Source organism: Bacillus sp. PPSBB_11 (assembly GCF_038023285.1).
Lineage (GTDB): Bacteria > Bacillota > Bacilli > Bacillales > Bacillaceae > Bacillus > Bacillus altitudinis.
The window spans coordinates 2,647,376-2,659,812 of the sequence record NZ_CP150633.1 but is presented as its reverse complement, the minus strand read 5'-3'; the positions used below and the strand labels follow the sequence as shown (position 1 = coordinate 2,659,812).

Genomic DNA, 12,437 nt, shown 5'->3' with positions numbered 1-12,437 from the left:
TTTCAAAATTTTTCATTCTATCATCCTATATCTGCCGAACAAAACACATGTTTTCAAAACATATGACATGCACAGTTTGTAGTAATAAAGACATACGATTTCCAAGTTTGAAACTTCACGATATAATAAACTCATAACAAAGGGGGAAAAAGGATGAACCACAAAAGCACTTTATTTTGGGAATCTTATTGGGAGGAAAAATCAGAAAAAACTCCTGATCACGCCTCTGTTTCTGCTTGGGCATTTGGCGCAGATCCAGATCACTTGCTTGACCTTGTACAACAAGGGAAAAAAACAGCCACTTGTTCTGGATACCTTTTTTACGAAAAAGAACAAGAGCCTCTTCCAAAACCCGGTCAATATGCGGTCATTTTGGACAGCAGGGAGGAACCAAAAGCCATCATAGAGATCACACAAGTAGATATCATGCCAATGAATGAGGTTCCTGAATCATTTGCAAAAGCAGAAGGTGAAGGCGATCTTTCATATGACTATTGGTACAAAGAACATGAAGAATTTTTCACAGAAGCCCTTAAGCCGTACGGATTAACATTTAAGGAAGATATGCTTCTTGTTTGTGAGCGGTTTAAGCTTGTTTATTCAGCTTCTTAACTTTTAAGCGGTGCCAAAAATGGTCCGCTTTTTTGCTTTCTTTTCCCCTTTCTGAAAAAGGTGAGTTGAGATCACATCTTTAGGTCAGAATAAGATCAAATAGAAAAAGTGAAGAAATTTTCGACTACACCTGTTTTTTTTCGACAAAAGAATATATAATTATTTGATGTGTGCATTGTCTCATTTATACAATGGAGGGTTTTTACATGTTAAAAAGGAAAAAAGACAAGTTTTCCGTCTTGTTAACGGAAATTGCTAAAAATTTAGATGAAACTGCTGAGTATTTTGTTAGCTATAAAGTAACAAATCAAACCACTCTGAAAGAATTTTCTGACACATTGAAGGAATATGAGACAAAAGGTGATAATCATGTTCATACCATGATTAAAGAGCTGAACAAAGCCTTTATTACACCGATTGAACGTGAAGACATTCTTCAATTGACGAATAGCCTCGACGATGTTTTAGACGGCATTGAGCATTTTTCAGCAACTTTAGAAATTTATTCAATTACAAGCTCTGACGAACATATCGACAAATTCAGCCACTACATCAGAGAATGTGCGAAAGAAATTTTAACGACTATTGAATTACTGGCTGATAATCGCTTGAAAGATATTCATCCGCACGCAATCAAAATTAAAGAGATTGAGCATAATTGTGACAATCTTCACCGCAAATCACTAAAGAACTTGTTTGGAAAAGAAACGGATCCAATTAAGGTCATTCAATACAAAGAAATTTACGAAACACTTGAAGAAATCGCAGATTCCTGTCAAAGTGTTGCCAACAATCTAGAAACAATCATTATGAAGAATGCGTAACGGGGTTAGTTAAACATGGATACATTACTCATCCTTACCATACTTATTGTCATTTGTGCACTTGCTTTTGATTTCATTAACGGATTCCACGATACAGCAAATGCCATTGCCACTTCAGTTTCAACAAAAGCGTTAAAGCCTAGACATGCTATTATTATGGCAGCGTTCATGAACTTCTTAGGAGCAATGACATTTACAGGTGTGGCAAAGTCCATTACAAAAGACATCGCAGATCCTTTTACACTTCAAAACGGATCTGTCGTCATTTTGGCTGCTTTAATTGCAGCCATTACTTGGAACTTGCTTACTTGGTATTACGGGATTCCGAGTAGTTCTTCACATGCACTGATCGGATCAATTGCAGGAGCTGTTATTGCCTCTGCTGGTTTTGGCGCTTTAAACTATTCGGGATTCATTAAAATCATTCAAGCACTTTTGCTTTCACCTATCCTGGCTTTTGTTTTGGGATATATCGTGTATACCATTATCAAAATTATATTCCGAAACAACAATCTCGCAAAAACAAATAAACAATTCCGACGTGTTCAAATTTTAACGGCTGCACTGCAATCATATACCCACGGAACAAACGATGCGCAAAAAGCGATGGGAATTATTACGATGGCTTTAATTGCAGGTAATTTGCATACAACAGACGACATTCCTTTCTGGGTACAATTCTCTTGTGCGCTTGCAATGGGACTAGGTACGTCTATTGGCGGCTGGAAGATTATTAAAACAGTCGGCGGTAAAATCATGAAGATTCGTCCAGTAAACGGAGTATCTGCAGACTTAACGGGTGCAGCTATTATCTTCGGTGCAACATTTATTCACTTACCGGTTAGTACCACTCACGTGATCTCATCTTCTATTCTAGGTGTAGGATCTGCACATAGAGTAAAAGGAGTCAACTGGGGTACGGCAAAACGTATGCTTGTCACTTGGGTGATCACATTACCGATTTCGGGAACTCTAGGGGCACTTATATACTTTGTGTTAAATGCGATTCTCTAATATCAAAGACCTGTCTAACAGGTCTTTTCAGATAGTTGACAAAGGGCTAAAATGAACTTTATTTTAGCCCTTTGTCTTCTTTTCAGTGTGATAGAAAACCTTTGCAGTCTAGGAAGGACGAGTACTGGCACGGAGCGAATTTGTCATTCGTGAGTACCAGCGCGCAGGTCTGACAAAGAATGCGAGGGTTTGTCTACACGCTGAGACCTGTCTAACAGGTCTTTTTTTATTTGTTTGCATGCTCAAATGCTCTTTTTCTGCAAGCCATTTTTTCATGAAGCAGGGTTTCCAATCATATCCATAGAAATAAATAAGTATCCATCTGTCTATGGGAGAGAAGAACATGCTATTATTTTTTCAATTGACTGTTTGGTTATTGCTAGGTGCTCTTGCTGTATATGTATTTGCGGTATGGCGCTTTGAACAAAAAGTAAAAGAAAAGATGTTTGCGATTCGTAAAACGTGGTATTGGATTTATGTAGCGGGTGCTGTTGTGTACTGGACATATGACCCTGCTTCAATCTTCACCGATTGGATGCACTACCTGATTATTGCTGTTTTTTTCGCATTAACTGATGCCTTTATTTTCCTCAGCTCCTATATTAAAAAACTCGGTAATCATGAACTTGAAACCGACACCCATCAACTCCTAGAACAAAATAACGACCTGCTTCATTCTTACCTCAATAAACTAAAAACGTACCAATACCTATTGAAAAACGAACCGATCCATGTATATTATGGAAGTATAGAAGCTTATATAGAGGGAATTGAACGACTGATCTATTCTTTTGCAGAAAAAATGAATATTCAAGCAGTTCTTTGTCCTTATGATACGCAGGAGCAAAAAGATGACCTGCTGCGGACACTTGATCAGAGAGCGCTCATTCAAGCAAAGCTTGACAGGCAGGAAGTGTATTACGATGATTACGGCAAATTGGTTCTCATCCCGTTTTCAGTAGCGGATGCACACTTTGTGATTAAGCTGACCTCTGAGGATATTGTCACTGAATTCGACTATTTATTAATGACTTCACTTACAACGATTTATGACCTAATCTTGCCTGACGAAGAGGAAGGTGATGAAGATGGAACACGCACTTCAAGGGGATAATAACAATCGCAAGAAAAACCCATTTAAGATTTTAAAGAAAAAGCGCCATATTAGTATGGCTGATTACAAAGTAAGTCCCCATACGGAGCGTATTTTCAAAAAGAATGAACAGCTCCTAGATGAGTATAAAAATAAAAAAGCTTGATTACACTAAAGGACGCGGAACTTTATCCGCGTCCTACTTCCGTTTTCACATCTACTTGCATACAATAAAACCAACTGCTGCAACGATTGAGGTGCCAATATGAAAAAGAAACTTAAACAATTGAGGTATGTTCAGTTTGCTGAATTTAAGCCATCCCCTTATATCTGCCGATTACATGAAAAAAGTGAAGCCGTCATTCAAGCGGCCAAAAAGAAAGACTCACTGATTTAATAGTTGAAGCAACTTCACTTTTGTTTTAGGACCGTATACTCCATCACTTGTTAGACCATTCATCAGTTGAAATCGCGCGACGGCATTGGCTGTTTTTTCCCCATAAACGCCATCAATGCCCTTATCTGCAGCTGTTTTGTCAGGATAAAAATACACAGCAGCAAGCGCTTTTTGGACGAGACGTACATGCTCCCCTTTTGTCAGAGGTGATGTCACCTTTAACACCCCATCCGGCAGTTCATAACTGAGCTTTTCTTCTGCATGATAAATCTTGAGAACTTGTCCAACTCGAATCATGTTCGGGTCACTAATCTGATTCCATGTCTGTAAATCACTCACTGTGACACCATGGGCTTTGGCAATACTCGTTAGCGTATCCCCGCTTTTCACCACATATGTGATCACCGTTTCCGGATCACCTGCAGTCTCAATTCCTCTTTTAAATTCATCCCATGTAGCTAGCAGCAGACGTGGACATGTTTTTCCTGACCAATGCTGATGCGTCACCACATTTGCTAATGGAATGCCATGTTCTTTTAAAAGCTTTTGAATAAGCCACTGGGCATGTTTGACAGCTTGTTGAAAGTTTCCATCTTCGTTTTCACAAATTTCAATGCCAATCGATTTTCGGTTGCCATCTCCATGTCCATCCCCAGCATGCCACCCATTTTCATTTAAAGGGAGATGCTGAAAAATTTCTCTGTCATCCACTGTGAAGTGCCAGCTTACCTCTGTTGTTGAGCGTTTGACATATGCCGCATGACTTTTTGCGTCAGCTCCCTTAGATGTATTGGCTGTGTTATGCACAGTTACATAAAGCGGCGTCATAGCATATCCTGGCCGATTTCCGTTTCCAACTGGAATAAAATCTTGATAAATTTGTACCATGTTTTGCACTCCTTTTTGCTAAATTGATGTTTGATCTTGCTCATCAATCGGTGGCAAACGTAAGACAAATTTGTTTGTTTTCGTCATAAGACTATGGTAAAATTTGAATTCAATCGTCATTTTATCTTTATAAAAAAACAGAATAAAAACAGGAAAAACTTCCAATTTTCTTTGATTTTATGTTAAAATTGTTAAAAACAAGCCGATATAAAAAGTAAGCGATAGCTTTATTAGCCATTTAGTCCTATATGGACTTTTCTTTTACGGCAAAAATAGAACATACGTTTGTATGGAGGTTTTGACATGACTTATTTTTTAACCCATTTAGAAGAAGATATTAAACGGTTATACACTCAACTGCAAATAAGCGGTCCTGCCTATGTAGACATGCATAGGATCGCCGCTGAATTTCATGTATGGGTACACTACGAGGATACTGGCAGCATGATGATCAAACATCAAGGTCTTTACAGTATTATTTTAAACAGAGCCTTATCGTCAGAAGAACAGTGGCAGGATTTCGCCCACGAGCTTTGTCATGTGCTGAAGCATACAGGCAACCACTTTAACATGCACAAGCTCTTTCGAGAACTGCAAGAGTTTCAAGCAAAACAATTCATGTATCACTTTTGTGTTCCGACTTTTATGCTGCTGCAAATGACGCTCCCAAACCTTAGGCAGCAAGCCATTTTGCATATTGCTCAAACATTTCATGTCACTCGGGCTTTTGCTGAAAAACGGCTTGCTCTATTTGAACAGCGAAGAGCCGGCATTCAATTTCAAAAAGAATTTACTTCTTATTTAATGAGAGCCGGCAAGGTCGCAGAAAATGAAGCTGCGTATCAAACAAAAGCGTCAGCACACGTGACGTCAGAAGTTTATTCATAAAGGCTTAACACTTGTTTCAGTACATTTGTGTATTGATAAAATTGTTCGGTTTGTGTATCACGTCTACGGCTCCGCCTAAAGTCTTGAAAGAAAGCTCTTCTCTGAGCTTGGCTAATTTCAATTTGAACACTTTTTCCTGTGAGGCATTGATTATTAATATTTTGAGGATGTGTTCCAGCAAATTGATCCGATTCAGATAGAAGTAAGGCATGGAAGCCATTTTGTGTGAGACACTTCACTGTTTCAGCAGCTTTTTCCCTGTCAGTACCGCCAACTAAAGTTTGTAGGATGTCTGTTTCTCCATAGCCGTGGAGTGCAAACGTATAATGATGTGTATGCACTTGAGAAAGACAAATCGGCTCATCAAAACGTGTGCTCGTAATATGAAGAACATGATTGCCTTTCACTTTAAGGCCCTCGAATAAATACATAGAATAATCGGTTGCTACTTCATGGACCAGCTCGCTCACACCAGATTCAATTCCTCCCGCATGAGGTGACAGGACGAGAAGCTGATCCCCTTTCCGCTGATGAAGAATTTGATAGTCGATCCCTTTTCTTTCATGAGCGGAAAGCTCTTCATAATTTTGATACGTATCTATGATTTGATTCATTCCATCTGCCCCATTTCTCTATATGAGCATAAGTCTACTGATCGCAAATTCTTTTGTAAAGTGTTTTCGAATAACCAGTGTGATCTGAATGCATCCTTAAATTTTCCTTATCTTTACGGGCTAACTGTTGAATGTTGAGAAAAAATGACCGATAATTGAAATGAATAGAACTTTTGGACTATATGAATCTTTTTGTAATCTCTCTCATATATTAGAATATTGCGATCTACACCTGGAGGAATTCATGTTTAAAAAGAAAACCACCATCATCCTTGCCATCTTATGTCTTAGCTTCGCCGGAATTATTTACTGGAAATGCTTCTCTCTTCAAGGCGTGTCTCACGGCACATTCATCCGCTCGATATCATCACCTGATGGAACCTATACCATTAACACATATCGACATAGCGGAGGAAAGCTAAAAGAGAATGCGGTCAGAGCCGAAATTGAAAACAAACTCACCCATCATAAGAAAACAATCTACTGGAAGTACCCTGATAAAGATCCTCTGATCAAATGGGAAAATGCACAGCTCGTACAAATTGGACATGAGTTTTTAAATGTGGTCAAAGGTGAAACATACGATTATCGCTTTGATCAGAAAAATAGAAAATAACGTGCCAGCAAAAAAAACGAACCCTTTTTGGATTCGTTTTTTACGTTGACATCACCTTTTGCATAAATTCTTTCATTTCTTTACTAACCGTCGTCAACCTATCTACAATTTCACTAAACTCCGTCACTAATAAAGCTTGTTCTGAAGATGACCCTTTCATATGGCCCATACTCTCAAGTAATGTATGTATATTAGAGGAAATCCCTTGCAATGAGCTTTCTATGTTTTCTGTTGCACGTGAGGTTTCGCTTGAGAGCTTTTGAACCTCGCTCGCTACCACACTAAAACCCGCCCCCTCTTTTCCTGCCCTGGCCGCTTCAATTGAAGCATTCAATCCTAGCAAACTCGTTTGTTTAGAGATACCTTTGATCATTTTTGTAATATCTGAAGTTTTTTTCGAGCTTTCAAGTGTTTGCTGTGTTTGGAATGTCATTTCCTCACTTGTCGCAGAGAGCTCTTCTGAATGAGCCGCCACCACATGCACTTTTTCTTGAATACTTTGAATGATGTCGTTCAATGACTCCATATACGCCTCAAGCTCTATTTGATTTTTAAGCGGAAAACCTAAAGCGATTGCACCAATGACTTGTTGATTTTCATCGAAAATCGGCAATCCCATTGCATTTAAAGGCGTCCCATACACCGATTCAGGTACAAATGTACTTGATGTTTCGCCTCTAAGCGCATTTTTCATATTCTGATCATCTGGTTTAATGGGATCTCCTGTCCGTATTTGAAAATCCACATCTTTTGATGGCAAATACAGCAAGAATTTTTCTCGATCAATGACCCCCATCGTCACTTCATCTTTTAAAATCTTCATCATATAAGGTGCTGCTGTTACAATACTCTGTAGTATATCCATTCTCTCTACCCCCTTAATGTATTTATCGGTCATTCCTCTTAAATTTGATCATTATTTTTTAAAAATAATGATCATGATTGAAGTTTTTTTCATATTTACGAGTAAAAAGTATGCCAATTCCTTTCTATATTCAAAAAAACGAGAATTTGCTATACTTATAAAATCAACATATGATGAAATGGTCATGTAACCATTTTATATATTCACTGGAGGCGCATGTTGTGACACAACCCATGAAGTATGAGCGGGCGATCGTCATCGGAGGCGGAATAACGGGAATGCTCGCTGCAAAGGTTTTATCAAGTTTTTACCTTGAAGTATTGATTATTGAAAAGGACGAATTGCCCGACGCTCCTGAAAATCGTCTTGGCACGCCTCAAGCCTTTCATCCACATAGAATGCTGCCACTAGGCAAACAAATAGTGGAACGTCTATTTCCTGGTTATACAAAAGAATTACTCGAAATGGGCGGGTACAACACATGGCATCAGACATCTCGATTTTTGACAAAAGATGGCGAGTTAGTACTTACGGATACTGAAGAAACAGCTGTCACACGACGTGCCATGCTAGAGTGGGTGCTGATGCAAAGAATATTACGTGAGGAACGTGTTCAATTTTTAGAAAAACATGAAGCGATCGCTCTTTTTTTTGAAGAAGAAACGACTAAAGTGAGTGGATTACAGGTCAAAGATCGGAGAATAAAGCCTGGAATCATCAACAAGATGAGTGCGGACTTAGTCATTGATACGTCTGGAAGAATGTCTAAATTGCCAAAATGGCTGAAAAGCGCAGGGCGAACCTTGCCGCAGACAGATGAGCTAATCGTGTCTCTTGGCTATAGCACAAGATACTACCAAATACCACCTGAGGCACCGAATCTGGAACCAATGGTCATCGTTGGACAGCCAAAGAAGAAAATTCCAACAGGACTGTTTGAACGAGTAGATCATGATTTAGTAGCGGTTCTTCTCTCAGCAGCTGGCGATTCTCATTATCCAACAACAGACGCTGATCAGTTTGATGCAGAGACTGCTAGGCTGACCAATCCCTCGATAGCAGAAGCCATCACTCATTTAATTCCCTATACGAAACCAAAAGGATTTAGAGTTCCGGCTTGTGTCAGAAACCACTATGAACAAATGGAAGATTGGCCAAGCGGCTTATTGGTCATGGGTGATGCCTTATGCACATTAGATCCCATACATGGTCAGGGAATGACAAAGGCAGCTCTTGAGGCACAGACACTTGAGCGTATGCTCAAACAAGCACAAGAAAATGAGCTTATTTCTTTTGAACGGCATACCTTACAACAAATGCAGCACGCCAATGAGCTTGGCTGGTGGCTTTGTGCAATTGCGGATATGGCATGGGAAGGCGTCGAGTTAAAAGGAACCCCCATTCCCCATCTGACATTTGTACAAGAATTTTTCAATTATTATGTACAATATGCCGTTCAAACAAAACAAACTAAATACCTTGAGGCATATCATCGTATGCATTCATTCTTAATAGAACCAAGAAAAATTATCAACCTAGAGCAGCTGCAAGACATGATTCAAGCTGACTTCACTGGTGAGGTCGGCCACTGGTGGCATAGGTGGGATCAAAAGAATGATGAATTAAATCGAGCTTTCTTCTATGAAGCTGTTCCTGACTTTCAATTACATCTGTTGCTAAAATCAACATAAAAAAAGCCCCTCAACGGGGGCTTTTAATTAACGTAATAATTGAAGTACGTTTTGTGGCTGTTGGTTCGCTTGTGCAAGCATTGCTTGTGAAGCTTGAGAAAGAATGTTGTTCTTAGTGAACTCACTCATTTCTTTCGCCATGTCAACGTCGCGAATACGAGACTCAGCAGCTGTTAAGTTTTCAGCAGAAGCACCAAGGTTGTTGATTGTGTGCTCTAGACGGTTTTGGACCGCCCCAAGTGATGAACGTTGTTTAGATACAGCGCCGATTGCCGCATCGATTTTTTCAATTTCAGTATCAAAATTGAAGCCATCAACACTTACATCAATATCTTTAACTGTTAATGTTTCTGCATCCATTTTACCAATTTCAACAATAATATGTTGTTCCTTGTTCGCACCAATTTGGAATTGGAATCCGTCTGTAACATCTCCATTTAAAAGGTTCTTTCCGTTAAATGCTGTGCGGCTTGAGATACCATCAATCTCTTCAACAAGTGCTTTAATCTCATCTTGAATCGCCGTTAAATCCTCAGTCTGCTGTGTACCTACGTTACCCGCTTGAACTGTCAACTCACGCATACGTTGGAGAATCGCATGTGTTTCAGTTAATGCACCTTCAGCTGTTTGAATAAGAGAAATACCATCTTGTGCGTTTTTAGACGCCATTTCTAACCCCCGGATTTGTCCACGCATTTTTTCAGAAATCGCAAGACCTGCTGCGTCATCTCCTGCACGGTTGATACGAAGACCAGAAGAAAGCTTCTCCATGTTCTTTTGCCCTGCTCCATTATTTGCAGACAAACGGTTCAGTGTGTTAAGTGCTGCGATATTGTGGTTAATTCTCATATTAAATGACCTCCATGTGTTTGAACCAATTAGACATCCATGTCCAAAAGTTCTAAATTAGAATTTTTTTGTAAGCCTTACAATCCATTTATCGAACTTTAATGGAATATGTTTAACAAAAAAGGAATAAATAAGGAAAAAGTCTTATTCATTATGATTGTTTCGCTAGAGTATGTCAAATTTAAAGGTCATTTTTCATGATTTATCATAGGGATTTAAGAATCATAATTAAGGAGAAAAAACGAAGAAAAAACGGCATTAAAAAAAGCCCCATCAAGGGGCCTTTCATTAACGTAGTAATTGAAGTACGTTTTGTGGCTGTTGGTTCGCTTGTGCAAGCATAGCTTGAGACGCTTGAGAAAGAATGTTGTTCTTAGTGAACTCACTCATTTCTTTCGCCATGTCAACGTCACGGATACGAGACTCAGCAGCTGTTAAGTTTTCACCAGAAGCACCAAGGTTGTTGATTGTGTGCTCTAGACGGTTTTGGACTGCACCAAGTTTAGAACGTTGTGCAGAAACAGCTGTAATTGCTTCATCAATTCCATCAAGTTGATTATCAAAAGATGTAGTAGCAAAATCAGTTACATCAATAGCACTAATTGCTACAGTAGTTCCTAAATCAGCGGATTTCATGCTGTCAATTGTGATTCCTAAAGACTGACCTTTGTTAGCACCGATTTGGAAAGTAAATGTTCCTCCAGTACCATCTAATAACTTTTTACCATTAAATTGAGTACGGTCACCAATTCCATCGATTTCTTCGATAAGCGCATCCATTTCCTCTTTAATAGCAGTTAAATCTTCAGTTTGTTGAGTACCAGTGTTACCTGCTTGAACAGTTAGTTCACGCATACGTTGAAGGATTGCATGAGTTTCAGTTAATGCACCTTCAGCTGTTTGGATAAGAGAGATACCGTCTTGTGCGTTTTTAGATGCCATTTCTAATCCGCGGATTTGTCCACGCATTTTTTCAGAGATTGCAAGACCTGCTGCGTCATCTCCAGCACGGTTGATTTTAAGACCAGAAGAAAGTTTCTCCATGTTCTTTTGGCTCGCACCGTTGTTTGCAGACAAACGGTTTAATGTGTTAAGTGCTGCGATATTGTGGTTAATTCTCATTTCCTATTACCTCCATGTATGTGGGACCTGACAGACGTCCTTGTCTGAAAAAAGTCCTTTATTCTAGGGCTTATCAACCCTGACAATTCTATTATCGGACGTAGTTATAGGATGTTTAGCAGATTTTTAAAAAAATATCTTGTTTTTTTATGATGTTCATCCTAATTTTAACAATGATGTAAAATATAAAAAGCTGCTAATCTATTATCAGCAGCTTTCATTTTATCAATATTGCTTGATATCAAACATTAAGATGTTTTGGTACACCACATAATCTTTCTTACTTGTGAAAGGTCCTTTATTGTGTTCATCATTGATCTCATAAAAGTTCATTCCGATTCCAAAGCTTCTTTCTTTATACCAATTAAGAAAATCGTTGATTTCTTTCATTGAGAGCAGATAATCCTTTTGTAACCCATTGATCATGGTAATAGAAAGTATACCTTTCGCAGTTTCTTCGCCTGGTTTTGTTCCATCTTGGTCTTTCGGCTCTTCTGTTGTATCATCACCTGGCTTTGTTCCGTCCTGATCTTTCGGTTCTTCTGTTGTACCATCACCTGGCTTTGTTCCGTCCTGATCTTTCGGTTCTTCTGTTGTACCATCACCTGGCTTTGTTCCACCCTGATCTTTCGGTTCTTCTATTGTATCATCACCGGGTTTTGTTCCATCTTGGTCTTTCGGTTCTTCTGTCGTCCCATCATCTGACTTTGCTTCATCTTCAGTCATTTGTAAGTCTTTTAATGGGATAGAAATCACTGATCTGTAATCACTTTTTACAGAAAGATTATTCATAGAATACGAGTAGTCACGTCCGCCAATGACATATAATTGATCATCAACAATTGCTGTAACAGCCGATACTCTTCCTTCTGGCAATTCATATGCTGAATTTTTAAATTGGCCATCTTTTGGATTAAAAATCTGAACTTCATTTAATAATTTACTTGAACGGTCACCAGAAAGT

General features: G+C 38.9%; 14 protein-coding genes and 1 pseudogene. 9 read left to right on the top strand and 6 right to left on the bottom strand.

Annotated features, from left to right (window positions below; all coding sequences use genetic code 11):
- The first annotated feature begins 153 nt into the window (after positions 1-153).
- The 6 genes from V7L95_RS12940 to V7L95_RS12915 all read left to right on the top strand — a co-directional run bounded on the left by V7L95_RS12940 (position 154) and on the right by V7L95_RS12915 (position 3,940).
- Positions 154-612, top strand: coding sequence for an ASCH domain-containing protein (locus V7L95_RS12940; protein ID WP_035392337.1), 459 nt, complete (start codon positions 154-156; stop codon positions 610-612).
- A gap of 206 nt (positions 613-818) precedes the next feature.
- Positions 819-1,436, top strand: coding sequence for a DUF47 domain-containing protein (locus V7L95_RS12935; RefSeq protein ID WP_017359157.1), 618 nt, complete (start codon positions 819-821; stop codon positions 1,434-1,436).
- 15 nt (positions 1,437-1,451) lie between these two features.
- Positions 1,452-2,450, top strand: a complete 999-nt coding sequence (locus V7L95_RS12930) for an inorganic phosphate transporter (RefSeq protein ID WP_017359158.1) — start codon at positions 1,452-1,454, stop codon at positions 2,448-2,450.
- 343 nt (positions 2,451-2,793) lie between these two features.
- The gene (locus tag V7L95_RS12925) at positions 2,794-3,564 is read left to right on the top strand and encodes a type II toxin-antitoxin system SpoIISA family toxin (RefSeq protein ID WP_048001649.1); all 771 of its coding nucleotides are present in this window, start codon (positions 2,794-2,796) and stop codon (positions 3,562-3,564) included.
- On the top strand, positions 3,533-3,709 hold the full coding sequence (locus tag V7L95_RS12920) for a type II toxin-antitoxin system SpoIISB family antitoxin (RefSeq protein ID WP_008346289.1): 177 nt from the start codon (positions 3,533-3,535) through the stop codon (positions 3,707-3,709). Before V7L95_RS12925 ends, V7L95_RS12920 begins: the two co-directional genes overlap by 32 nt.
- Before the next feature lie 99 nt (positions 3,710-3,808).
- Positions 3,809-3,940, top strand: coding sequence for a hypothetical protein (locus V7L95_RS12915; protein WP_255201815.1), 132 nt, complete (start codon positions 3,809-3,811; stop codon positions 3,938-3,940).
- On the opposite strand, the gene V7L95_RS12910 is transcribed toward V7L95_RS12915, so the two are convergent.
- Positions 3,929-4,828: an N-acetylmuramoyl-L-alanine amidase gene (locus tag V7L95_RS12910; protein ID WP_035700416.1), complete on the bottom strand. Its 900-nt coding sequence runs from the start codon at positions 4,826-4,828 to the stop codon at positions 3,929-3,931. The two genes, V7L95_RS12915 and V7L95_RS12910, sit on opposite strands and share 12 nt — an antisense overlap.
- Positions 4,829-5,131: 303 nt before the next feature.
- On the opposite strand from V7L95_RS12910, the gene V7L95_RS12905 reads away from it, so the two are divergent.
- Positions 5,132-5,716: an ImmA/IrrE family metallo-endopeptidase gene (locus V7L95_RS12905; RefSeq protein WP_008346294.1), complete on the top strand. Its 585-nt coding sequence runs from the start codon at positions 5,132-5,134 to the stop codon at positions 5,714-5,716.
- On the opposite strand, the gene V7L95_RS12900 is transcribed toward V7L95_RS12905, so the two are convergent.
- Entirely contained in the window at positions 5,707-6,330 is a 624-nt protein-coding gene (locus V7L95_RS12900; RefSeq protein ID WP_081114903.1) for a poly-gamma-glutamate hydrolase family protein, read from the bottom strand. The genes V7L95_RS12905 and V7L95_RS12900 overlap by 10 nt on opposite strands.
- Positions 6,331-6,574: 244 nt before the next feature.
- Between V7L95_RS12900 and V7L95_RS12895 the strand changes: the two genes are divergently transcribed.
- Positions 6,575-6,946 carry a DUF5412 domain-containing protein gene (locus tag V7L95_RS12895; protein ID WP_017359605.1) on the top strand — a complete coding sequence of 124 codons (372 nt, stop codon included), beginning with the start codon at positions 6,575-6,577 and terminating at the stop codon, positions 6,944-6,946.
- Between the two features lie 40 nt (positions 6,947-6,986).
- On the opposite strand, the gene V7L95_RS12890 is transcribed toward V7L95_RS12895, so the two are convergent.
- Positions 6,987-7,811 carry a methyl-accepting chemotaxis protein gene (locus V7L95_RS12890; RefSeq protein ID WP_019743472.1) on the bottom strand — a complete coding sequence of 275 codons (825 nt, stop codon included), beginning with the start codon at positions 7,809-7,811 and terminating at the stop codon, positions 6,987-6,989.
- A 221-nt stretch (positions 7,812-8,032) separates the two neighbouring features.
- Between V7L95_RS12890 and V7L95_RS12885 the strand changes: the two genes are divergently transcribed.
- Positions 8,033-9,502 carry an FAD-dependent monooxygenase gene (locus V7L95_RS12885; protein WP_074042085.1) on the top strand — a complete coding sequence of 490 codons (1,470 nt, stop codon included), beginning with the start codon at positions 8,033-8,035 and terminating at the stop codon, positions 9,500-9,502.
- A 27-nt stretch (positions 9,503-9,529) separates the two neighbouring features.
- Here the strand turns inward: V7L95_RS12885 and hag (V7L95_RS12880) are convergent, their stop codons facing one another.
- The 3 genes and pseudogenes from hag (V7L95_RS12880) to V7L95_RS12870 all read right to left on the bottom strand — a co-directional run.
- Entirely contained in the window at positions 9,530-10,351 is an 822-nt protein-coding gene (gene hag / locus V7L95_RS12880) for a flagellin Hag (RefSeq protein ID WP_008346306.1), read from the bottom strand.
- A 288-nt stretch (positions 10,352-10,639) separates the two neighbouring features.
- Positions 10,640-11,473 (bottom strand): flagellin Hag, encoded by an 834-nt coding sequence (hag, locus tag V7L95_RS12875; RefSeq protein WP_039168771.1) that lies wholly within the window; start codon positions 11,471-11,473, stop codon positions 10,640-10,642.
- A 225-nt stretch (positions 11,474-11,698) separates the two neighbouring features.
- Positions 11,699-12,437, bottom strand: a pseudogene (locus tag V7L95_RS12870) (hypothetical protein); the annotation flags it as partial.